Origin of the sequence: Ruegeria sp. HKCCA6837 (assembly GCF_013034475.1) — a bacterium.
Taxonomy (GTDB): domain Bacteria; phylum Pseudomonadota; class Alphaproteobacteria; order Rhodobacterales; family Rhodobacteraceae; genus Ruegeria.
Genome location: NZ_WQGD01000006.1, coordinates 36,872 through 58,500, shown reverse-complemented (window position 1 = coordinate 58,500; position 21,629 = coordinate 36,872). Strand labels below are relative to the sequence as shown.

The following is a 21,629-nucleotide window of genomic DNA, read 5'->3' as shown; positions in this document are numbered from 1 at the left end:
CAGAGTTGAGGGTTGAATTCACATTCACCTGTGGCAATGTTTTTAAAGAGCGTTTGAACATAGAAGGAATTCTTCGTGAAATCTTTAGTTTTACTGACGGCCAGCGTCTTGTTTGCTTCGGCTGCCGTTGCCGAAGGCACCAAAACCTCCATGCCCAACCCCGCAGCAACATTTTGCATCGAAAACGACGGGACGTATCAACTTCGGAAAAACGAAGACGGCAGCGTTTTTGGTGTCTGCATTCTGACAGACGGCACCGAAGTGGATGCCTGGGATTACTTGCGCAGCCATTTCGAGCAATAACAGCTAGAAGGTCAGCACCCGGCTTTCCGTGATGACCATATCCAACGGTTGGTCTGTTGGCTCCAACGGCAGGCCCTCGGCCTCCTGCGCGTCAAAGGCAAAACCGATGGCCAGCGTCGGGCGTTTGGCGCGCAAACCTTCCAGCGTGCGGTCATAGAACCCGCCGCCATAGCCCAGCCGACCACCATTTGCATCAAACGCGACCAGCGGCACGATAAGAATCTCGGGATCGAAATAGTCATCCACCTCGGGCACTTTGGCACCAAACGGGCCATCTTTCAGTACACCTTCGGGTGTCCAGCGAGAGAATTTCAAAGGTTGACCAGCGGCCTGAATGACCGGCACGCCAACCGGCCCGTAAGCCGATGCCTCGGCCATCGCGGGCAGCGGGTCGATCTCGGTTCTGATGGGCATATAGCCCGACATGGGTACGCCCCGGTGCCCGGCCAGAACCTCGGATAGCCGTCCGGCCGCACCGGGCAAACGCGTATTAAATGCAGCCTTGCGGCGGGCAAAGGCCGCTTTGCGGGCTGCGGCTTTGATTTCGGTCAGATCGGTCACAAGAGCACCACGCTGGCAAGGCCAAGAAAGATGAAGAACCCCATGACATCCGTTGTGGTTGTCACAAAGGTTCCGGACGCCAGCGCCGGGTCAACACCCAAACGGTCCAGCACGACAGGTACTACTGTACCCGCGAACCCGGCGATGATCATGTTCACGACCAAGGCAGAGCCGATCACGACACCCAATAGCGGAGAGTCAAACCACAACATCCCCACGGTACCCAACACGATGGCAAAGCATAGCCCGTTGAGCATGCCGACCAACAATTCGCGCCGGATAACACGCATCACGTTTGCATTGGTCAGGTCTCGCGTCGCCAAAGCACGCACGGCCACCGTCAGCGATTGTGTGCCCGCGTTGCCACCCATTGACGCGACAATGGGCATCAGGATGGCCAGCGCGACCAGTTGATCAATCGCGGCCTCAAACTGTGAAATCACCAACGAAGCACAGATCGCCGTACATAGGTTCACCGCCAACCACGGTAGCCGCCGTCGGCTTGTCGCCGCCACACTGTCGGAAATGGAGCTTTCGTCGCTCACGCCAGCGAGGCGCAGGATGTCTTCTTCGTGTTCCTCATCCAAAACAACCATTGCGTCGTCGATGGTGATAACACCAACCAGACGACCATCAGAATCCACCACCGGGGACGAGATCAGATGGTACTGGTTGAAGGCATACGCCACGTCTTCTTCGTCCTGATCGACGGGGATGATGTGAAATTCTTCTTCCGCCAGATCGGTTAGCGGTACTTCGCGCCGCGTCGCCATCAGCTTACCCAAAGTCACCTGCGCCACTGGCTTCAGGCGCGGATCGACCAGAACCACGTGATAAAACTGCTCGGGCAGATCATCATTGGCGCGCATAAAATCGATGGCTTGCCCGACGGTCCAATGCTCGGGCGCCATGACGACCTCGCGCTGCATGAGACGGCCGGCCGAGTTCTCGGGGTAGGACAGCGCCTGTTCGGCGGCGATCCGTTCGGAATCCTCCAGCGCATCCAGAATGGTTTCCTGCTGAGGCTCCTCAAGGTCCTCAAGCAAGTCGACGACATCGTCGCTTTCCATCTCGCGCACTGCTTCAGCCAGAACATCCGGGTTCAGGACCGAGATCACCTCTTCGCGGACCGATTCATCCAGTTCGGACAGGATGTCGCCGTCAAATTCCTTGTCATACAGGCGGATCAGGCGGGACCGGTCAAACGGGTTGATCTGCTCAAGAAGGTCCGCGATGTCCGCCGCGTGCAGCGGCTCCATCAGCTCAATCAGCTTGTCGCGGTCGTCGATATCCACCGCATAGAGGATTCCCGCCACAACCTTGGGGTCCAGCGCATAGGCGTCCTCGTCCCGGGGCAGATCGTGTCCGGCTTCGTCACTGCCTGTCGTCATGCGCTGCCCCCTTGTCTCGGCGATTGGCCCCTAAATAGAAGAAGCAGCTACAGAAAAACAATGACAATGCGCCAATTTACCCACTTCTTTCGTCCGCCTATGCTGATGTGCGGTTCAAATGAGGTGGAGAACAGGGCAAATGGCGCAAAAGACGCTTTTGAAGGGGCGCGTTCTGACTTTCACAGGTTCACCTTTTGAAGGAGAGCCGACCGACGCCACACGACTGCACGAAGCGGTTGTGATCGAAGACGGGCGCATCGCAGATGTTGGCACCGCCGATACGTTGACGCAGGCTCACCCCGATGCAGCCACCAAGGACCATGGCAACCATCTGATCATGGCAGGGTTTGTTGACCCGCATGTGCATTACCCCCAGACGGCTATGATCGCCAGTTGGGGGAAGCGGCTGATTGACTGGCTGAACACCTACACCTTCCCGGAAGAGATGAAGTTTGGCGATCCGGACTATGCAACCGAGATCGCCAATCGTTACCTGGACCTGACCACCGCACATGGCACCACTACGATGTGCAGCTTTTGCACAATCCACCCCGAAAGTGTGGATGCGTTCTTTACCGCAGCGCAGCAGCGTGGGCAGCGGGTGGTGGCGGGCAAGACATGCATGGACCGCAATGCGCCCGAAGGTCTGCGAGACACAGCGCAGACTGCTTACGATCAATCAGCAGCCCTGCTGGAAAAGTGGCATCGTATCGACCGGCTGTCCTATGCCATCACCCCGCGCTTTTCGCCGACCTCAACCCCGGAACAGCTGGAAGCGATGGGCGCGCTGTGGGCCGAACATCCACATTGCCTGATGCAAACCCATCTGAGCGAGCAAACGGATGAAATCGAATGGGTTCAATCCCTGTTCCCCGACGCGCGGGATTATCTTGATACCTACGAAAAGTTCGGTCTGTTGGGCCAGAACGGTCTTTATGGACACGTCATCCATCTGGAGGACCGGGAGCGGGATCGGCTGCGCGAAGTTGATGCCTCACTGATCCACTGCCCCACTTCGAACACCTTCATCGGTTCGGGTCTGTTTGACATGAATGGGCTAATCCATGATGGCCACCGCGTCGGTCTGGCCACGGATACAGGCGGCGGGTCCAGTTTCTCGATGCTGCGCACAATGGCGGCAGCCTATGAAATCGGCCAACTGCGTGGCCGCCCGCTGCATCCGGCGCAATTGCTGTGGCTGGGCACCGTCGGGTCCGCGCGGAGCCTGCGCATGGATGACTGCATCGGCAATGTCGCACCGGGGATGGAGGCGGATCTGGTTGTGCTCGACCTCGCCTCGACCCCAGCCATTGCCCAGCGCGAGGCCCATGCAAACGATGTGTGGGAGGCAGTCTTCCCGACCATCATGATGGGTGATGATCGGGCCGTGGCCGAGGTTTGGATCGGCGGGCAACAGGCTGCTTAAGCCTGCAACGCCCGCGCAAGCGCATTCTGACGCTCGATCACACGGGGCAGATCAATCGTAGTGATATGCCCATCCCGCACAATCTGACGGCCTTCAACAAACAGATGTTTCACGGTCATTGGCCCCGCCAACAGCAACGCTGCAGGATCCCAACTGCCTGCGCTTTCGATGCAACGTGTGTCCCACACTGCGATATCCGCACGTTTACCGGGCATAAGCCGGCCGCAATCGGTGCGGCCCAGCACATCAGCCCCGCCACGTGTCGCGATCTCCAACGCTTCTCGCGCCGACATGGCGTCTGCGCCGCTGGCCACTCGCTGCAGCAGCATCGCCTGCCGCGCTTCCAACATCAGGTTGCCATTGTCATTGCTGGCCGAGCCGTCCGCGCCAAGACCAACCTTGACGCCTGCGTCACGCATCGCCCGAACTGGCGCGATGCCAGATCCAAGGCGGCAATTCGAACAGGGGCAGTGGGCCACACCTGTTTTGGTGCGCGAGAACAGATCAATCTCGCCCTCGTCCAGTTTGACACAATGGGCATGCCAAACATCGGGGCCTGTCCAGCCTAAATCTTCGGCGTACTGACCGGGGCGGCAGCCGAACTGCGCCTGCGAATAAGCGATGTCCTCATCATTTTCGGCCAGATGGGTATGCAGCATCACGCCCTTATCCCGCGCCAGCAATGCCGCGTCCCGCATCAGCTCGCGGCTGACGGAGAAAGGCGAACACGGGGCAAGGCCAACGCGGCACATAGACCCTTCCAACGGGTTATGAAACGCATCAACAACACGGATCATATCGTCCAGAATGGCGGCTTCCTGTTCAACCAGGCTGTCCGGTGGCAGGCCACCATCACTCTCGCCGATGCTCATGGCACCACGCGTAGGGTGAAACCGCATCCCCAGCTCGGACGCAGCAGAAATCGTGTCCTCGAGCCGCGCGCCGTTGGGGTAGAGATAAAGGTGATCGGAACTGAGCGTGCAGCCCGATAACGCCAGCTCGGCCAAGCCAATCTGGGCCGAGGTGAACATCTCTTCAGGTCCGAACCGGGCCCAAATCGGATAGAGTGTTTTAAGCCATCCAAACAGCAATGCATCCTGACCGCCCGGAACAGCACGAGTGAGGGTTTGGTAAAGGTGGTGATGTGTGTTCACCAGGCCGGGCGTCACGAGACAGCCCGTCGCGTCGTGGACCTCGCCTTGCGTCTGCAACCCATGACCGATCTGGGCGATCTGCCCGTTGAGGATCAGAATATCGGCTCTAGACAGCTCTTGCCGGGTGTCATCCATCGTCAGGATCAGATCGGCGTTCTTGAGTAGGATTTCTGTCATATCGCGCTCCTGCATATGCCCGTTTCATGCAAGGAGTGCGTGTGCCGGCGGAAAACGGGCTCAAGAACCGGCTATGTCCGGTTTAACCGCCATTCTCGTGCGCGGCAACAGTGTTTAGAATCGGCGCAGAATCTCAAGTGCTGCGGCGTGAAGCTCTGCATTCGCCGCAGCCAAGGCGCGACCGCCGTTATGCGCAGGGCCGCCCTGCCAATCCGTCACGACACCGCCTGCCGCCTGAATTACAGCGATAGGTGCTTGAATGTCGTAAGAGTTCAGGCCAGCCTCAATTACCAGATCCGCCTGTCCTGCGGCCAGAAGCGCATAGGCGTAGCAATCCATTCCATACCGCGTTAGTTGCACCTGCTCGGATACGGCCTGAAACCCGGCCCGGTCCTTTGAGGTGCCGACCTCGGGAAATGTGGTGAACAAAGTAGCCTGGTCCAGTGTTCTGGTATCGCGCGTTTGCATTTTACTGGTGCCCAAAGGCCCGGTCAAATGAGCGCCGGATGGCGATCCTACGAAACGCTCTCCGATATAGGGTTGATCGATGACCCCCATAAATGGCCCATCGTGATCGCTCAGCGCAATTAGAACACCCCAGGTTGGCGTTCCGCTGATAAAGCCGCGGGTCCCATCGATAGGGTCCAATACCCAAGTGCGGCCACTGGAGCCTTTATGCGCACCAAACTCTTCGCCCAGAATACCGTCTTCTGGGCGCTGCCGGGACAGAACCTCTCGCATCGCTTGCTCGGCGGCGCGGTCAGCCACCGTTACAGGGTCAAACCCGTCGGTAAGCTTGTTTGACGTTTCAAGATTTGTTTGACGAAAAAACGGAAGAATGGCCGAACGTGCTGCTTCGGCCATTTCTTCCGCAATTTCGATGTCGCTTTGGATCGTTGGTTGCATCGCTCACAGGTGCGAGCAATGTCCAACAAAGTCAAGTCACTCAGGCGACGTCGCTGAGAACTCGCGCCAACTCGAACAGACGTCGACGCTGATTTTCCGGAATCGCATAGTATGAACGCACCAGATCCAATGCTTCCTTGTCGCCCATCAGGTCGGCAGGAACGGATTTCTTGTCCGAGTCGCTTTTCTGGGTTTCTTCCAAACCTTCAAAGAAAAAGCTGACCGGCACTTCCAATGCCTCTGCAATATCCCACAGGCGAGAAGCGCTGATTCGGTTGGCTCCGGTTTCATATTTTTGAATTTGCTGAAACTTGATACCAACTTGCTGCGCCAACTGCTGTTGGGTCATGCCAATCAGCCAGCGGCGATGCCGAACGCGCTTGCCCACATGGACATCGACGTGATGAGTCATTGGTATTCTCCTATACTACACAAACATCTGCGTTGGAGGTCGCGACGTCCGCTATCGCAAAATTAGAGGGTTCCCCTTAATGCACCCCTAATACGGACTGTGCCGCCCCCCTAAACAGCACTAGGCGTTTATAATGCCGGTTTTTGAATTTTTTTCAAGACGGTTGAGTCATACCCCTTTTTGAAGGGTTGTGGTTGTATTGCGTTGCACCCTACGTGCCCGGTTGCCTTGATTGCAAGAAACCTGCTGGTTTCGCGTTGCCTCTGATGCACCAAACCAATTGACTTTCGCCACTTCACGCGTGCCTATGACCCAAAATTGCGAGGGGACAAATGCGGGCCTATAGCGTTCAATCTACCGGAGTACCGGCTGAGCTGTGCGATCTTGAAGTACCAACACCAACGAAGGGTCAAGTGCGGGTTGCGATCAAGGCGTGCGGTCTGAACTTCGCCGACCTGCTGATGCAAAAAGGCACTTATCAGGACACGCCCCCAGCCCCTTTTACCCTGGGCATGGAAATCGCGGGCGTTGTGGATGAAATCGGGCCCGACGTGTCGGGTTTGAAACCGGGCGATCGAATTGCGGTCTACTCCGGACAGGACGGGTTGGCTGAATACGGCGTGTTTGATGCCGAACGCGCGATCGCATTGCCTGATTGCATTAGCTTTGAGGAGGCAGCCGCAATCCAGATCGCCTATGGCACCAGTCACATGGCGCTGGATCATCGAGCGAGATTGCAACCGGGCGAGACACTTTTAGTGACTGGCGCTGCGGGCGGCGTTGGCTTGACCGCAGTCGAGATCGGCAAGCTCATGGGCGCGACAGTCATCGCGCAAGCGCGGGGCGAGGACAAACTTGCCGTGGCCCAGGCCGCAGGGGCCGATCATCTGATCGACGCCTCAGAAGACCTGAGAGAGCGGGTCAAAGCACTGGGCGGCGCGGATGTCGTCTATGATGCCATCGGCGGCGACGTGTTCAAAGCTGCGTTTCGAGCCACCAACCCCGAAGGCCGCTTGCTTCCAATTGGCTTCGCGGGGGGCGAGGTGCCGCAAATCCCTGCAAACCACTTGTTGGTCAAGAACCTGACCATCATCGGATTTTACATCGGCGGATACTTAAAATTCCGCCCCGAGGCCGTACGCAACAGCTTCGAAACCCTTTTCCGGTGGCACGCAGAAGGGCGGATAAAGCCGCATATCAGTCATACCCTGCAACTTGAGGACGTCGCGCAGGGGATGCAACTGCTCAAAGAGCGGAAGTCGACGGGCAAGATTGTAATCACGCCCTGATCGCGTTTACCCCGCGACCGCACGCAATGGGGTGCTTCCAAGCATCCGAAAATTCTGGCGCACCAGCTGCGCCAGCGCCTCAACAACAGCGCCCCGGCCCGGCTCGCCGCCATAAAGGTTGATCATGTGGGCCGGCAAATCAGGCAGCGCGCCACCGGAATCGATTTGCTCGAGATGCGAAGCTTCGGTTCCGTCTAACATGGCGTTAACTGCAAGATCAGCACTGACCGTGGCTTCGATCGTCCGGTCATTTTCGGTTTCAACTGACAGCTCCCAAGGAATTCCCGCCGCATCCAATGCCGAAATCACCTGTGGCCGGAACAGACACCTACGCCCAAGTGCCAGCGGCAGCGGTTGTTTGCGCCACGCAGACCCACCCGGCGCACCAATCCAGCGTAAAGGAAGCTCTGCTATTGTCTCTCCCGCCTCAGCCGCGGATGGTTCAGTTGTCAGGATCAAGTCGCATTCACCACGCTTGTACATATCTTTCAGCTGCAGCGAATACGATGACACCAATTGCACGCGCACGCGTGGAAAATCTACGTTGAACCGCTGCAAGACCCTTGGGATCGCAGGATAGACAATGTCATGGGGCACACCGAGAACAACCTCGCCTTCAAAAGCTTGATCCGTCAGACGACCGATCACCTCATCATTCAGGGCAATCATTCGGCGGGCGTAAGCCAGCAGCTGCTCGCCGGATGCAGTCAACGCAATGGTACGGCCGCTTCGATCCAACAACTCCAGACCTAAAAGCTCTTCCAAACGCTTCAATTGCATGGATACGGCAGATTGGGTCAGGTGCAGAAATCCGGCAGCACGTGTCACACCGCCCTGATCTGCAACGGCCACGAAGGATCGCAGGGTCGTAATGTCCAGATTTCGCATCTTCACGATTCCTTATGGATGACATCAAAAATATTCGTTTTGAAAATATGACACATGCATCCATATCTATCAAGGAAATTGATGTTGAAAACAAAAAGCATCGCGAAACCAGGAAAGGACAAAGACCATGACCCAAGTTGCACTTCACACGACTTGCAAGCCAGCCAACCGGTCCCTGATGGTGGGAATCTTTCAGGCAATCGAACTGACCCGGCAACGCCGCGCTCTGGCGCACCTGGACGATGCCGCGCTTGAGGATATCGGAGTGACCCGCGCTGAAGCCTCTGCTGAGGCGCGCCGGTTCTTCTGGGACGCACCTGATTTTTGGAAAAGATAACTTCAAAACTCATATTTTGAAGGCGATGGGTGGTGTTTCATCTCCCGTCGCCAAATTTGTTGCGTGTTTTAGTCGGTTTTCATCCGGAATCTCTTGAAACATAGCCTCTAGTTGCCGATATTTACTGGGAAACCGCCCCGCACTCTCGGGGCGACTAAGATATTCGACAAGGGAGACCCTTTGATGGCACAATTCGACACGATCCGGACGGTATCCGGCGCGCGCGCCGCCGAGATTGACGAGGGCCTGCGCGCCCACATGAACAAAGTCTACGGCACAATGTCCGTAGGCATGCTGATTACAGCACTGGCGGCCTGGGCGATTGCAGGTCTGGCAGTAACCAGCGATCCGTCCAATGCCGTAGCACAGATCGGCGCTGATCGATATCTGACCAGCCTCGGTGGTGCGCTGTTCCTGTCGCCACTAAAGTGGGTTGTAATGTTCGCCCCTCTGGCCTTCATCTTCTTTGGCTGGGGCGCTTTGATGCGTCGTGGCTCGGCCGCAACCGTACAGCTGGGCTTCTTCGCCTTCGCAGCGGTCATGGGCGTATCCATGAGCTCGATCTTCATGGTCTTCACGCCCTACTCGATTGCGCAGACCTTCCTGGTGACTGCAATCGCCTTTGCCGGCCTCAGCCTTTACGGTTACACCACGAAGCGTAACCTCAGCGGTATGGGCACCTTCCTGATGATGGGTGTGATCGGTCTGCTGGTTGCAATGATCATCAACTTGTTCCTGCAGTCTGGCGTCATGATGCTGGCTATTTCCGCCATCGGCATCCTGATTTTTGCTGGTCTGACCGCGTTCTACACGCAGGACATCAAGAACACCTACGTCGCACATGCTGCGCATGGCGACCAGGAGTGGCTGGACAAGGCGGCCTTTGACGGCGCGCTGAGCTTGTACATCTCGTTCCTGAACATGTTCCAGTTCCTGCTCATGTTCATGGGCCAACAGGAATAACAGCTGCGAAAAGACAATGATTACAGGGCCGGTTTTCACCGGCCCTTTTCTTTGCTTCAACAAACAACTTCGGGTCGCAAGAAAACGAAAAACCCCGCCGGACCGGCGGGGTTTTATTAGTCGAGTCGAAACGTGATCAGCTACAGTTCAGCGGAACGGCGAAACCTGAACTCCGCTCGGAAGTTCCTTTGCGGAATACATTGCCAGAGGGAAGGCATCCGGTGAATCGTTCAGTCTCTTCCGCAAAGCCGACCCCTATCGAGTTATCGACTTTTACGCTGTTCGTAGATGTACGCAAAACGCCGAACAAAGTGCCGTTGACATTGACTGTACTGAGGAACAGGTCTGTGTCGCTGCCCTCTAGCTGAACAGCTGTATTTGGCGTCTGCCCACCGTTGTCGATTGCCACTGACGCGACTTTGGATGGGTCGGTCTCATCGACCCGCAGCGTTACAGTTGGAAGTTTCGCCAGCTCTGCAGGCACGTTGGTCGCATCTGGAAGAAAGGCAACGGCACCCGGTACATCGGAGATCGTGCGTGGCTCCCCATCGATTCCGGTAAATCCGACACCTTCGCGGTTAAACGGATCTTCGCAAGCCGCTAGGGTCAGGACGGCGATTGTGGACAACAAGATTTTTTTCATGGCGCTCAACATTTTGTGGCGGTTTGCTGAAGCGTACTTGCAGGTCACCTAAAAAAGCAAGCCGCAGCCGATGCGATTGCATCACGCGCTGATGCGCCTCTGCAACGGACCCAGATCGATCTGGTCCAATCTACTCAGCAGAAGACGGCGAAGCAGAATAGAAAAAGGGCTCTGCCTGACAGAGCCCTTTTTAAAAAATGTCCACGTGGAACGGCAGATTACTTGATCTTGCCTTCCTTGTACTCGACATGCTTGCGAACGACCGGATCGTATTTACGAATGGTCATTTTCTCAGTCATGGTACGCGCGTTTTTCTTGGTCACGTAGAAGTGGCCCGTGCCCGCGGTCGAGTTCAGGCGGATCTTGATTGTCGTCGGCTTCGCCATGGTTGTCTCCTGCGTCCGAAAAGGCAGGGGCCTTTCGGTTGAATTCCTATGAGCGTGCGCTTTTACGCGCTGCACCGTCTATGTCAAGGCCAATCGGCCGATGCAGTCACAGGAATCCCACTCGGCGTTAGTCCGGCAGAGTTGGTGCGCCCATAAAGGTGTGAATCTGTTCCCGTTCCGCGTCTGAAAGACCCAGCGCAGTGGACAATTGCCGCAGGTATGACGCTTCACGCGCGTTATCCAGACGAATAGCCGCCAAAGACGTGGCGTAAATCTGCGCTCTCAGCGGCGCGCCAGAATCAGCCGCCAATCCCATGACATCAACCGGTGCATTCAGCTGCTCTTGTACAAACGCCCGCTCCTCGCCGCTGATGTCGTCGCCCAATTCACCCAGAATGATTTCTTTTTCGTGATCATCCAGCTCGCCATCCGCCTTGGCCGCCTGAATCATCGCGCGCAGCATCAGTTTGGCTTGTGCTTCCATTGCTGCGCCAGCCGGGGTGCCGCTGAACACGGTTTCCATCATGTCACCGGTCTGTTGGTTAGCCGTTTTCGCGGCCCCTTGCATCGCGTTCAACAGCCCTCCTAAACCCGCAGCTACAGCAGTGCTGCCGCCGAGTCCCATCTTGCCCATCATGTCCTGAAGTCCCGCTGCGCCTCCGGGCAAGCCAAACTGTTCGGCCATTTTGCCCAGCTGGTCCATGCCAAATCCTCCACCAGCGCCCTGCATCATGTCTTGCAAGCCCGCCATGCCGCCCATCTTCTGATACTTGTCCATACCCTTGGCCGCAGCAAAGCCAATGGCCACAGACGCCAGCGTTTTCATAAAGCTCATAACCAACCTCCCGGATCAAAAAACTGCACCTCAAATCTAACATCCGAATGTAGTGACGAATACAGTGTTCAACCCCAACGCGACTAAGGCCCGCGATAAAGCCTAAAATGCACGACTAAACCGCCATCAAGTTTGTCCATATCACGGATTCGTGATACGGTCGCGCATCCAAGAAGCCGAATTAAGGCTCATAGCCGAGGCAGCATCAACAGGACTGGCCTGTGTTGAGCAGAGTTCTTTAATGCGACTTTTCTTGGGGGGCTATCATGACAGAATGGGTTATCCAGGCCGAGGAACTGGCCAATTGCAATTGCAACTTCGGCTGTCCTTGCCAGTTCAGCGTTCTGCCGTCTCATGGCAATTGCGAAGCGGTTGTGGTCTTTGACATCCATAGCGGCCACTATGGTGACACCGATCTGGGCGGCCTTCGGGCGGCAGGTGTTTATCATTGGCCAGGCCCGATTCATGAAGGCAACGGTCAGATGCAACTGATCATCGATGAAAGCGCCTCAGCCGATCAGCGGGCCGCGTTGCAGGCGATCATGACCGGAGAAGACACCGACGAAATGGCCACGTTCTGGTACGTCTTCAGCGCGATGGCTCCGACCAAGCATGAAACCTTATTCGTACCGATCGAACTGGACTGGAGCCGGGAAGATCGCACTGGATATGCAAAAGTCACCGGTGTTTTCGACGTCGAGGTCAACCCGATACCCCACATCGTCTCTGGGGCGCCCCATCGGGCATCGATCCAATTGCCAAACGGATTTGAGTACCGCCACGCCGAGGCTGCCTCGGGCACGGCAAAAACCACCGGCAGCGAGATCAGCCTGACTTTAGATGCCACCCATGCCCACCTGGCACATCTGAACATCTCGGGTCACGGCGTATTGGGCGCATAGCTTTGGATGTCTCATGACCAAGCAGAAATCGTCAGGCCAAGCCGGGGCAGTTGAGCGGCTGTTGCGGCAGGACACTGTGATCGTTTTGAGCAGTGTTTTTCTGATCATTCTGTGTGCCGCATGGTACACGGTCGCCGGGGTTGGGATGAACATGTCCGCAATCGAGATGACGCGGATGGCTGGCCCGATAGGTGAGCCCATGACCATGGGCTCTGCCACGCCTTGGAGTACCGGTTATGCCCTGCTGATCTTTCTCATGTGGTGGGTCATGATGATCGCGATGATGACCCCAAGCGCTGCCCCTGCAGTGCTCTTGTTCACCGCGCTCAAACGCGTTGGTCCAGACAATGAGCGCACCGCGACTTACAGTTTGAGCTTTCTGTCGGGCTATCTCGTGGCGTGGGGGGCTTTCAGTCTTGCCGCTACCGCTTTACAGTGGGGTTTAGAACTCATCGGCCTGTCTGACGGACCGATGATGACAATCCGATCCGCCATTTTTGCGGGGACCGTTCTGCTGGCTGCAGGCATCTACCAGTTTTCAGAATTGAAGACCGCGTGTCTGCGTCATTGCCAAAGCCCTGCCCGATTTTTGGCTGACCACAACCATCCCGGTATATTGGGGGCGTTCAGAACAGGCGGCCTGCACGGAACCTATTGCTTGGGATGCTGCTGGGCGCTGATGCTGCTTCTGTTCGTCGGCGGTATCATGAACCTCTACTGGATCGCCGGGATCGCCGCTTATGTGGCGCTTGAAAAATTGCTGCCCACTGCCCGCTGGCTCGTTCCGGTCTCGGGTGTGGCGCTGATTGGCGCAGGTGTTTGGATGATCACTTCCACGTTTCTTAGCGGCAGCTGACACCAATCGGCCCCTGGGGCCAGCCGATGCAATGGCCCCAATTGATTGTCACAACACGGAGGTTTCAATGCCAATTTTCATTACTTATGCATCTTACTCACAAGCTGGCGTCAAAGGCATGTTGCAGAAGCCCGAGAACCGCACCGGTCCGGTAAAAACCTTGCTCGAGAAAGTCGGCGGCAGGCTGTTGTCTTTTTACATGACAACGGGCGGCAACGACGTTGTTGTGATCAGCGAAGCCCCCGACGGAACCGACGCTGTAGCCGTAGGCATGGCTGTTGCGGCGTCGGGTGCGGTGACAAGTGTCGAAACGGTCCGCGCCTGGACAGCTGACGAGTTTGTTTCAATTACTGAAAAAGCGGCCAGGTTGACCGGAGCGTACACACCGCCCGGAGGGTAAAGGAATACGCGCGGAGGACCTGTAAGCCGGATCTTGTTCCAGGGTTGCCCCCTTCGATGACCATTCCTCTAGGCCGTGCATTGCTGCGCGGCTCAAGCTGCCAACCCGGTCCCTCTCGGCCAAGACGCGCTTAGCGGTGGTATCGGCAGACGCCGACCATCCCGCGCGGGGACCCTATTTGGCATTGCTCCCGGTGGGGCTTGCCGTGCCGCCCCTGTTGCCAGTGGCGCGGTGGGCTCTTACCCCACCGTTTCACCCTTACCACACACGTGTGGCGGTCTGATTTCTGTGGCGCTTTCCGTCGGGTTGCCCCGCCCGGGCGTTACCCGGCACCGTTGTCTTGTGGAGTCCGGACTTTCCTCTCGGGCCTTGCGACCCCAGCGGCCATCCGGCCCTCCGCGCGGGGGATGGGTAGGCTTTGCGCCCTGCGACGTCAAGAGTGGAAAGCGGGGAAAGGGGCCAGCCCCTTCTTGGCCTGCGGCCAATTCAACCCCGAGGTATTTTTAGCCAGATGAAGAGCGGATCAGGTTACTGTGTCCGGCGGGGCGAGCACCTTCATATCCGCGGTTTCAAGCGGGCCATTTGCCCAGGGGCGAAATCGCAGCCGAACTGCCGCCAATAGTTCAACATCATCCACCGGGGCGGTGAAACCTGCCCGTCGCGCGGCGGCGCGGAATTCCCCCGGACTTGGTGAGGCTGACGCGATGTCTGGACCGCGTGGTTTTGCCAGAGCTTGCCGCTCTAGCCGTTGCCAATCAAAATGGGGCCCAGGGTCTGATTTGCGGCCCGGAGCCATGTCGGAATGGCCGATCACACCCGATGCAGGGATCGACCAATTTTTCATAATCCGTGGCAGCAGGGCTTCGAGCGTCGTCATTTGTGGTTCGGAAAAGGGATGTGATCCTGTGTTGTCCAATTCGATCCCGATCGATCGCGAATTTATGTCGTCCTTGCCATCCCACTCCCCTGCCCCGGCGTGCCACGCGCGGTGCTCTTCGCGCACCATCTGCCAAAGCGTTCCGTCATTGCCGATCAGGTAATGGGCTGAAACCTCGGCCTTCAGGTCACAGAGACGCTCCAGAGCTGCCTGGGCGCTGTCCATGGCTGTGTAGTGGATCACGATCAAAGACGGCGTTAGACCGTCTCGGCGTTCGCCAAAATTAGGCGAAGGATGCCAAATGGGTGAGAGTTCAATTGTTGACAGCACTGCGGAACGGGCTTGGGTCCCAGCCGCAAGCATAGCCGTCTCCGTCCGGGTCCAGACCTTTACGGTCGCGCTGTGGGCCGCCATTGGACAGGAACTCGATCTGTGCCTGATCAGGGGATGGGAATTGCGCGCAGTTCCTCTGAGCCTTAGCTTGCAGGTTAAAACCTGCGCGGCTGTAAAGCTGCGTACCGACCGGGTTCGAGGTGCTAAGGGCGTATTGCACAATGTTGGGCTGACCGCTTGCGTTGCGCTCTGGCACGGCGGTCGGGGCCACAACTTCGTAGGTCTGGCGGTTCTGCTCGATCCGGGCAGCGTCGGATTCGATGCTGCGCCGTTCAGACACCGCAGCAAAGTCCTGCTCGTCGGAAATTGCGCTGTTGTTTGACGCTGGTGCCGCAGGCACCACGCCAGAGCCCTGCCCCGACGTGCTGGCCAGGGCTGCAGCGGCCTGATTGGCAATATCGGCGTTTTCACCGGTTGCGACATTGGACGAACCGGGCGCGCCCAGCGGCTGCTGGGACACATCGACAGGAGCCAGCAGCGAGTTGCCTACTGCGCCCTGCCCGGCCAACTGCGCCTCGCGCTGTGCCTGATATTCGGGCGTATTGAACCCGGTGCTGGTCAGCGGCGCGACATCGGTACAGGCCGCAACCAGCGTCAGGGCGGGGACCAAAAGCAAAACGCGCATCACTTGGCTCCGTATCTTGTGCTACAGTTGCCTGAGGCTTACCACCATTTCCCGGGCTTGGCCACAAAACCAGCCGCGTTCTCCAGCGCATAGGCGGTGTTGAGCAGATCACCCTCTTCCCACGGGCGTCCGATCAGCTGCAGACCTAGCGGAAGCCCTTGTTTGTCGAGCCCTGCGGGCACTGAAATACCGGGCAAACCAGCCAGGTTAACGGTGACCGTGAAGACGTCGTTCAAGTACATTTGAACGGGATCCGCCTCGGTCATTTCGCCAAGGCCAAAGGCTGCTGAAGGGGTTGCCGGGGTCAGGATGGCATCAACGCCTGCGGCGAATACATCCTCGAAGTCCTTTTTGATCAGGGTGCGTACGCGACGCGCACGGTTGTAGTAAGCATCGTAGAAACCTGCCGACAACACATAGGTACCGACCATCACACGACGCTGCACCTCGTGGCCGAAACCTTCGGCGCGGGTTTTTTCGTACATCTCGGTGATGCCGTCGCCCTGTGCCAGCTGCGCGCGGTGACCATAGCGAACACCGTCATAGCGGGCCAGGTTCGAGGACGCCTCGGCCGGGGCAATCACATAATACGCAGGCAGTGCGTATTTGGTGTGCGGCAGCGAGATATCGACGATCTCGGCCCCAGCAGCTTTCAGCATCTCAGCCCCTTCGGCCCAGAGCTTTTCAATCTCGGTCGGCATGCCGTCCATGCGGTATTCCTTGGGGATACCGATCTTCTTTCCTTTGATATCGCCAGTCAGCATCGCCTCGAAATTCGGCACGGCCAACTCGGCGCTGGTGGAATCCTTGGGATCATGTCCGCACATCGCCTCAAGCATGATGGCCGCATCGCGCACATCTTTGGTCATCGGACCTGCCTGATCCAGCGAGGATGCAAACGCAACGATGCCCCAGCGCGAGCAACGGCCATAGGTGGGTTTGATACCCGTGATGCCCACAAACGCGGCAGGCTGGCGGATCGAACCGCCCGTGTCGGTGCCGGTCGCGGCCAAGCACAGATCTGCCGCAACGGCAGAGGCTGACCCGCCCGACGAACCACCGGGTGTCAGTTGTGCATCATCATTGCCACGGCGCCACGGGCTGACCGCATTGCCATAGACAGAGGTTTCGTTGGACGAGCCCATGGCGAATTCGTCCATGTTCAGCTTGCCCAGCATCACCGCACCAGCATCAGCCAATTGCTGCGACACGGTAGATTCGTATTCAGGCTTGAAGCCTTCAAGAATACCCGACGCGGCTTGTGACGGCACGCCCTTGGTGCAGAACAGATCCTTGATACCAATCGGCAGGCCGCACATGGACGGCGCATCGCCACCCTTGATCCGCTGGTCCGCTGCTTTGGCACGCTCCAGCGCGATTTCGGGCGTCTTGTGGACAAAAGCGTTCAGCGCGTCGGCCTCATCAATGGCCTTCAGGCAGGATTCGGTCAGCTCGACCGAGGTTACGTCACCTTTGCGCAGCGCGTCGCGGGCCTCGGCCAGGCCCAGTTTGTTCAGATCGCTCATGTCTTACTCCACCACTTTGGGGACTGCGAAGAACCCTTCGCGCGCGTCGGGGGCATTGGCCAGAACCTTGTCTTGCTGGTTGCCGTCGGTCACTTCGTCCTGACGACGCTTAAGGCGCATCGGCGTGACCGAAACCATCGGCTCGACCCCTTCGACATCCACTTCGTTCAGTTGCTCGATGAAACCCAGGATGGTGTTGAATTCAGATGCCAGCGCCGGCAGCGCGTCATCCTCGACCTTGATCCGGGCCAGTTTGGCCACTTTGGCGGCGGTGCTTTGGTCAATCGACATCGGCTTCCCTCATCTACGTTATGGGGCGTTTACCCGTCTGTTGCGGCAGTCGCAAGACCGCTGCGCCACGGGCAGGTCAGCGTTTCAAATTCCCGGTCTTTCACCTGCTATTCAAAACTGAATGAGGGATATGCAAAAAAGTAAACTGATTAGTTCATTTTCGAGCTTGAAAACTAAACTATACTGTTCATTTTGAATTATGCGACACAACGCAAACCGGAGAAACAAAATGAAACCCCTGATCACAGCCGCAGTCTTGTCCGCCACGTTTCTGGCCGCACCGGCCATGGCTTTGAGTGTCGACACAAGCAACCTGACACGCACATTGACCTTCCCGTCCCCCGTCGCGGAACCGGTCGCACAGGATCAGGTTAAACCTGCCAAATAAAGCGCAGGTCTCGGCCGGGTCAGATTTCCCCTCTCTGACCCGGCCCTTTGCATTTTCGAGGATGCATCTCCCATGGCGAGCCGTTAGCATGAGCGACACGACCAAAACGGCCGCGGGACTCTCGTGGCGCAGCTAAGCCAGTGGAACTAGAAATGAGCGCGCAAAAACAAGCGGTTCTGGACGCAATCGATGCAGCCAATGCACATGACCCCAACCTCGACGACGGCCGGCCCGAAGCGCAGCTTTACGGCGAACGCATGACCGCCGAGCTGGACCGTTTGTTTCCGAACGCCTCTGACGCCCTACAGATTGCGGCGCGTGGCCAACATGTAGAGCGCTGGAAACTCGCCCGCAGCGAATACCCAGAAGGTCGGGCAGGTTATCTGGCCTGGCGCAAGGCGCAGGCGGTGCACCACGCCGAGGTGGTCATGGGCTTGATGACGCGTGAAGGTTATTACGCTGAACAGGTCGAGGCCGCAGGACGCATGTTGCGCAAGCAAGGCATCAAGCGCGATGAAGAGGTGCAAGCGCTGGAAGATGTAATCTGCTTTGTGTTCCTGAAATGGTATTTCCAACCCTTTGCCGCAAAACACTCGGCTGAGAAAATCCAGAGCATCGTTGAAAAGACTGCCCGCAAGATGTCATCCGAGGGCCGTGCGCGGGTTTTGGCTGAGTTCGACCTGCCCGACCATCTGGCCGCCGCCTTTCAGGATTGAGTCAGGACCGACCTAAATACGTGGGCTGATACTCCTTGTTTGGAGGATAGCCAAAAGGGATCGCCCCGCCCGGCTCTCAGGCTTTAAGACCTGCTGAAAAGCGGCCCCGTATCAGGGCCGCGCGATATACTTCGATCATCCAGCCCAGCATGATGGCGTTCAGGATGTGCCACATGAAATGCGTACCCAGCGGCCATTGCCCGCAAACCGGCAAATCAAGTGCGCGGAACGTGATTGACAGGATCAAGATCAACGCTCCGACTGCCAACCCTTTGGCCAGGATCGGATCACGGCTCCGCAACAGGGCCGCATAGATCAGAATCAACAACGGGACCGGCGCATAGGCCGCCGATCCGCCGAGCCCTGGAAAAAGCTGAAACAGTGGAACGGTCGCGGCAGCATAGGGAAAAAAGAGCATTGTTCCCACAAGCGCGAACAGCGAAGACATCCGCCAGATGTCCCTGTTCACTGCAAAAATATAGACCAGAATGAACGGAAGGATCGGCACTACATCTGCCAACGCCGCCCAGACCTGTGCATGCGTGTGAAACAGATAGCTGCCGATTCCGATCATCGCCAAAAGCGCGACCAGAATCATGGCCAGCGGCATGTCCTGATTGCGCACCCGCCGCCACATAAGCCAAGCAGAAATCAGAAAGGCGGCGTTTGTAATCGCATTGATTGGCTCGGCCCAATAGTCCGGTGACAAACGTTCACAATAGCCATCAATTTCTCGAATCCATTCCATGGAATTTTACATAGCCGATGCTAGGCTACTGCCAAGACACCATTTGGGAGGAAATTGGGAATGAACATTATTTGGCTGGGACATGGCAGTTTTCGCATTGAAACGCAGGGGCAGGTTCTATTGATCGATCCCTGGCTGACCGGCAATCCGGTCTTGCCCGAAGATCAGCACGATGCCGCGCTGGACGGTGCGACTCATATCCTTCTGACTCATACACATTTTGATCATGTGGCTGATGTACTGCCCCTGGCCAAACATCTGAAAATCCCCGTTGTCGGGCAATATGACCTGATGGGGTATTGGAGCGAAGCCGAAGGAATTGAAACGATAGGCTTCAACAAGGGCGGCACAGTCAACCTGAACGGGGTCAAGGTGACAATGGTCCCGGCCTCTCATAGTTCAACCTTTTCAACGCCCGACGGTTTGCGCACAGGCGGTAGTGAGGTCGGCTTTATGATCGCTGCTGAGGGGCGAATGCTCTATGTCTCCGGCGATACAGACATCATGGCTGACATGGATTGGATGGGGGATTACTACAAACCCGATATCGGGATCCTTTCAGCTGGCGGGCATTTTACCATGGACATGAAGGCCACCGCCTATGCCGCCAAGCGATACTTCAATTTCAAGACGGTTATTCCGTGCCACTACAAGACCTTCCCGATCCTCGAACAGTCCGCACAGGTGCTGATCGACGAGCTTCCGGGTGTCGATGTTATCGAGCCAGAGGTGATGCAGCCCATCAAACTGTAGGCTGGGCTTCAGTCCGGCACGTCCTTGCGGCGGGATGTAAAGAAGTCTTTTAAAAGCGCCGCTGCGTCTTCACTGGCGATCCCGTCATAGACTTCGGGCACGTGATGCGCCTGCGGGTGCGAAAAAACGCGCGCGCCATGGGCCACCCCACCCGACTTGGGGTCAGCCGCGCCGTAGTAGATTCGCCGGATGCGCGCGGCCGCCAAGGCCGCGGCGCACATCGCACAGGGTTCCAGCGTCACGTATAGATCATGTTCTGGCAGCCGCTCAGACCCCGCCTTTGCACAGGCCTCGCGCAGAGCCAAGATTTCTGCATGGGCCGTTGGATCATTCAACTCGCGCGTCCGGTTCCCAGCCGCAGCCACGACCTTTGCGTCTGGACCAACCAGAACCGCCCCCACGGGCACCTCGCCGCGATCTGCTGCTGCGCGAGCCTCGGCCAGGGCTTGCTCCATATGCGATTTGAACACCATGCCCCTGACTGCATCAGAAACCTGCCTTTCGCAAGCGCGCCGGATGGGTTATGGGCCTGACATGAACAAGACCCCTCCTCCCGGCGACCGGATCGCCAAAGTCCTGGCCCGTGCTGGCATCGCATCGCGGCGTGAGGCTGAGCGCATGATCGAAGCAGGCCGTGTGGCCGTGAATGGCAAGACCATCAACGGCCCTGCCCTGAACGTCACGGCAAAAGACAAGATCGTTGTTGATGGCAAGCCCGTCTCGGAACCGGAACCCTCGCGCCTGTGGCTGTATCACAAGCCTGCGGGATTGGTGACAACCACGCGCGACGAAAAAGGCCGCGAAACGATTTTCGACAAGCTACCCGAAGACATGCCGCGGGTGATGAGCGTCGGGCGACTGGACCTGAACTCCGAAGGCTTGCTGTTGCTGACCAATGATGGCGGGATCAAGCGCAAGCTTGAACTGCCCTCGACCGGTTGGCTGCGCAAATATCGCGTGCGGGTGAATGGCCGACCGAAAGATGGAGATTTCGAGCCACTGCGCAAAGGGCTGGTGATCGAAGGAGAGCGGTTTCAGCCGATGACCGTTACACTTGACCGCCAGCAAGGGGCTAATGCCTGGCTGACCATTGGCCTTCGGGAAGGCAAGAACCGCGAAATCCGCCGTGCGATGGAAGATATCGGGTTCACAGTAAACCGCCTTTTGCGCGTGTCCTACGGCCCGTTCCAGTTGGGCGATCTGAAACAGGGTGAAGTGGAAGAGATCCGTCGCCGTGTGATGCGCGATCAACTTGGGCTGGACGCAGACACGAAACCAGATGCTGCGCCCAAGCGCCCGGCGCGACCGCAAAGAAAACGGGCACCGATCGGCAAGAAACCTCGCAAGTGATGCAGGTTCGTCAACCTTCCCCCTAGCGCTAAGCCCGCGCATCCCCTAAATTTTCAGGGAATGCTGCTGTTTGGGGGGCGTGATGTCCGGAAGCGGAGTGCAAAAACTCGCCTACGCTGTTTTGTTGCTGCTG

The 21,629-nt window shown here is 57.5% G+C and carries 27 protein-coding genes and 1 other RNA gene; 12 read left to right on the top strand and 16 right to left on the bottom strand.

Annotation, left to right across the window (positions count from 1 at the left end):
- The first annotated feature begins 75 nt into the window (after positions 1 to 75).
- On the top strand, positions 76 to 303 hold the full coding sequence (locus GOV91_RS10465) for a DUF333 domain-containing protein (protein WP_171235465.1): 228 nt from the start codon (positions 76 to 78) through the stop codon (positions 301 to 303).
- A gap of 3 nt (positions 304 to 306) precedes the next feature.
- Here the strand turns inward: GOV91_RS10465 and GOV91_RS10460 are convergent, their stop codons facing one another.
- Both GOV91_RS10460 and mgtE read right to left on the bottom strand, forming a co-directional pair.
- The gene (locus tag GOV91_RS10460; protein WP_171235464.1) at positions 307 to 864 is read right to left on the bottom strand and encodes a 5-formyltetrahydrofolate cyclo-ligase; all 558 of its coding nucleotides are present in this window, start codon (positions 862 to 864) and stop codon (positions 307 to 309) included.
- A complete protein-coding gene (mgtE, locus tag GOV91_RS10455) occupies positions 861 to 2,255 on the bottom strand; it encodes a magnesium transporter (RefSeq protein ID WP_171235463.1) in 1,395 nt (464 codons plus the stop codon). Before mgtE ends, GOV91_RS10460 begins: the two co-directional genes overlap by 4 nt.
- Positions 2,256 to 2,394: 139 nt before the next feature.
- On the opposite strand from mgtE, the gene guaD reads away from it, so the two are divergent.
- The gene (gene guaD, locus GOV91_RS10450; RefSeq protein ID WP_171235462.1) at positions 2,395 to 3,681 is read left to right on the top strand and encodes a guanine deaminase; all 1,287 of its coding nucleotides are present in this window, start codon (positions 2,395 to 2,397) and stop codon (positions 3,679 to 3,681) included.
- On the opposite strand, the gene GOV91_RS10445 is transcribed toward guaD, so the two are convergent.
- The 3 genes from GOV91_RS10445 to GOV91_RS10435 form a co-directional block, all read right to left on the bottom strand.
- Entirely contained in the window at positions 3,678 to 5,012 is a 1,335-nt protein-coding gene (locus GOV91_RS10445) for an 8-oxoguanine deaminase (protein ID WP_171235461.1), read from the bottom strand. The genes guaD and GOV91_RS10445 overlap by 4 nt on opposite strands.
- Before the next feature lie 114 nt (positions 5,013 to 5,126).
- Positions 5,127 to 5,918, bottom strand: coding sequence for a histidinol-phosphatase (gene hisN, locus GOV91_RS10440; protein ID WP_171235460.1), 792 nt, complete (start codon positions 5,916 to 5,918; stop codon positions 5,127 to 5,129).
- A 40-nt stretch (positions 5,919 to 5,958) separates the two neighbouring features.
- Positions 5,959 to 6,330, bottom strand: coding sequence for a helix-turn-helix domain-containing protein (locus tag GOV91_RS10435; RefSeq protein ID WP_171235459.1), 372 nt, complete (start codon positions 6,328 to 6,330; stop codon positions 5,959 to 5,961).
- A 332-nt stretch (positions 6,331 to 6,662) separates the two neighbouring features.
- Here GOV91_RS10435 and GOV91_RS10430 point away from each other — a divergent pair, with 332 nt between their 5' ends.
- On the top strand, positions 6,663 to 7,619 hold the full coding sequence (locus GOV91_RS10430; RefSeq protein ID WP_171235458.1) for an NADPH:quinone oxidoreductase family protein: 957 nt from the start codon (positions 6,663 to 6,665) through the stop codon (positions 7,617 to 7,619).
- Positions 7,620 to 7,625: 6 nt separating this feature from the next.
- On the opposite strand, the gene GOV91_RS10425 is transcribed toward GOV91_RS10430, so the two are convergent.
- Complete coding sequence (locus GOV91_RS10425; protein WP_171235457.1) at positions 7,626 to 8,507, bottom strand: LysR family transcriptional regulator; 882 nt, start codon at positions 8,505 to 8,507, stop codon at positions 7,626 to 7,628.
- Between the two features lie 127 nt (positions 8,508 to 8,634).
- Between GOV91_RS10425 and GOV91_RS10420 the strand changes: the two genes are divergently transcribed.
- Positions 8,635 to 8,844: a DUF1127 domain-containing protein gene (locus GOV91_RS10420; protein WP_171175509.1), complete on the top strand. Its 210-nt coding sequence runs from the start codon at positions 8,635 to 8,637 to the stop codon at positions 8,842 to 8,844.
- 183 nt (positions 8,845 to 9,027) lie between these two features.
- The gene (locus tag GOV91_RS10415; protein ID WP_171175511.1) at positions 9,028 to 9,807 is read left to right on the top strand and encodes a Bax inhibitor-1/YccA family protein; all 780 of its coding nucleotides are present in this window, start codon (positions 9,028 to 9,030) and stop codon (positions 9,805 to 9,807) included.
- Between the two features lie 136 nt (positions 9,808 to 9,943).
- Here the strand turns inward: GOV91_RS10415 and GOV91_RS10410 are convergent, their stop codons facing one another.
- From GOV91_RS10410 to GOV91_RS10400, 3 genes are all read right to left on the bottom strand, one after another.
- Positions 9,944 to 10,450, bottom strand: a complete 507-nt coding sequence (locus tag GOV91_RS10410; RefSeq protein ID WP_171175513.1) for a hypothetical protein — start codon at positions 10,448 to 10,450, stop codon at positions 9,944 to 9,946.
- A 218-nt stretch (positions 10,451 to 10,668) separates the two neighbouring features.
- On the bottom strand, positions 10,669 to 10,836 hold the full coding sequence (rpmG, locus tag GOV91_RS10405) for a 50S ribosomal protein L33 (protein ID WP_037309480.1): 168 nt from the start codon (positions 10,834 to 10,836) through the stop codon (positions 10,669 to 10,671).
- A gap of 127 nt (positions 10,837 to 10,963) precedes the next feature.
- Positions 10,964 to 11,671: a DUF533 domain-containing protein gene (locus GOV91_RS10400; RefSeq protein WP_171235456.1), complete on the bottom strand. Its 708-nt coding sequence runs from the start codon at positions 11,669 to 11,671 to the stop codon at positions 10,964 to 10,966.
- Positions 11,672 to 11,937: 266 nt separating this feature from the next.
- On the opposite strand from GOV91_RS10400, the gene GOV91_RS10395 reads away from it, so the two are divergent.
- From GOV91_RS10395 to GOV91_RS10385, 3 genes are all read left to right on the top strand, one after another.
- Positions 11,938 to 12,573 (top strand): DUF1326 domain-containing protein, encoded by a 636-nt coding sequence (locus GOV91_RS10395; protein WP_171235455.1) that lies wholly within the window; start codon positions 11,938 to 11,940, stop codon positions 12,571 to 12,573.
- A 13-nt stretch (positions 12,574 to 12,586) separates the two neighbouring features.
- Positions 12,587 to 13,429 (top strand): DUF2182 domain-containing protein, encoded by an 843-nt coding sequence (locus tag GOV91_RS10390; RefSeq protein ID WP_171235454.1) that lies wholly within the window; start codon positions 12,587 to 12,589, stop codon positions 13,427 to 13,429.
- Between the two features lie 67 nt (positions 13,430 to 13,496).
- Positions 13,497 to 13,829 (top strand): GYD domain-containing protein, encoded by a 333-nt coding sequence (locus GOV91_RS10385; protein ID WP_171235453.1) that lies wholly within the window; start codon positions 13,497 to 13,499, stop codon positions 13,827 to 13,829.
- Between the two features lie 6 nt (positions 13,830 to 13,835).
- Here the strand turns inward: GOV91_RS10385 and rnpB are convergent.
- From rnpB to gatC, 5 genes are all read right to left on the bottom strand, one after another.
- An RNA gene (rnpB, locus tag GOV91_RS10380) (RNase P RNA component class A) lies at positions 13,836 to 14,229 on the bottom strand.
- A 123-nt stretch (positions 14,230 to 14,352) separates the two neighbouring features.
- Positions 14,353 to 15,069, bottom strand: a complete 717-nt coding sequence (locus GOV91_RS10375) for an N-acetylmuramoyl-L-alanine amidase (protein ID WP_171235452.1) — start codon at positions 15,067 to 15,069, stop codon at positions 14,353 to 14,355.
- Complete coding sequence (locus GOV91_RS10370) at positions 15,020 to 15,724, bottom strand: hypothetical protein (RefSeq protein ID WP_171235451.1); 705 nt, start codon at positions 15,722 to 15,724, stop codon at positions 15,020 to 15,022. The genes GOV91_RS10375 and GOV91_RS10370 overlap by 50 nt, the downstream gene beginning before the upstream one ends.
- A gap of 38 nt (positions 15,725 to 15,762) precedes the next feature.
- The gene (gene gatA, locus GOV91_RS10365) at positions 15,763 to 17,250 is read right to left on the bottom strand and encodes an Asp-tRNA(Asn)/Glu-tRNA(Gln) amidotransferase subunit GatA (RefSeq protein WP_171235450.1); all 1,488 of its coding nucleotides are present in this window, start codon (positions 17,248 to 17,250) and stop codon (positions 15,763 to 15,765) included.
- Between the two features lie 3 nt (positions 17,251 to 17,253).
- Positions 17,254 to 17,541 (bottom strand): Asp-tRNA(Asn)/Glu-tRNA(Gln) amidotransferase subunit GatC, encoded by a 288-nt coding sequence (gatC, locus tag GOV91_RS10360; RefSeq protein WP_171092525.1) that lies wholly within the window; start codon positions 17,539 to 17,541, stop codon positions 17,254 to 17,256.
- A gap of 229 nt (positions 17,542 to 17,770) precedes the next feature.
- Between gatC and GOV91_RS10355 the strand changes: the two genes are divergently transcribed.
- The gene (locus GOV91_RS10355; protein ID WP_171235449.1) at positions 17,771 to 17,929 is read left to right on the top strand and encodes a hypothetical protein; all 159 of its coding nucleotides are present in this window, start codon (positions 17,771 to 17,773) and stop codon (positions 17,927 to 17,929) included.
- 152 nt (positions 17,930 to 18,081) lie between these two features.
- Positions 18,082 to 18,645: a DUF4202 domain-containing protein gene (locus GOV91_RS10350; protein WP_171235448.1), complete on the top strand. Its 564-nt coding sequence runs from the start codon at positions 18,082 to 18,084 to the stop codon at positions 18,643 to 18,645.
- Between the two features lie 76 nt (positions 18,646 to 18,721).
- Here the strand turns inward: GOV91_RS10350 and GOV91_RS10345 are convergent, their stop codons facing one another.
- On the bottom strand, positions 18,722 to 19,393 hold the full coding sequence (locus tag GOV91_RS10345; protein WP_171235447.1) for a ceramidase domain-containing protein: 672 nt from the start codon (positions 19,391 to 19,393) through the stop codon (positions 18,722 to 18,724).
- Positions 19,394 to 19,453: 60 nt separating this feature from the next.
- Here GOV91_RS10345 and GOV91_RS10340 point away from each other — a divergent pair, with 60 nt between their 5' ends.
- The gene (locus GOV91_RS10340) at positions 19,454 to 20,146 is read left to right on the top strand and encodes a metal-dependent hydrolase (protein ID WP_171235446.1); all 693 of its coding nucleotides are present in this window, start codon (positions 19,454 to 19,456) and stop codon (positions 20,144 to 20,146) included.
- A gap of 8 nt (positions 20,147 to 20,154) precedes the next feature.
- Here GOV91_RS10340 and GOV91_RS10335 read toward each other — a convergent pair whose 3' ends face one another.
- Positions 20,155 to 20,619 carry a nucleoside deaminase gene (locus GOV91_RS10335; protein ID WP_171235445.1) on the bottom strand — a complete coding sequence of 155 codons (465 nt, stop codon included), beginning with the start codon at positions 20,617 to 20,619 and terminating at the stop codon, positions 20,155 to 20,157.
- Positions 20,620 to 20,680: 61 nt separating this feature from the next.
- Here GOV91_RS10335 and GOV91_RS10330 point away from each other — a divergent pair, with 61 nt between their 5' ends.
- Entirely contained in the window at positions 20,681 to 21,496 is an 816-nt protein-coding gene (locus GOV91_RS10330; RefSeq protein ID WP_254440647.1) for a pseudouridine synthase, read from the top strand.
- Positions 21,497 to 21,629 lie beyond the last annotated feature (133 nt).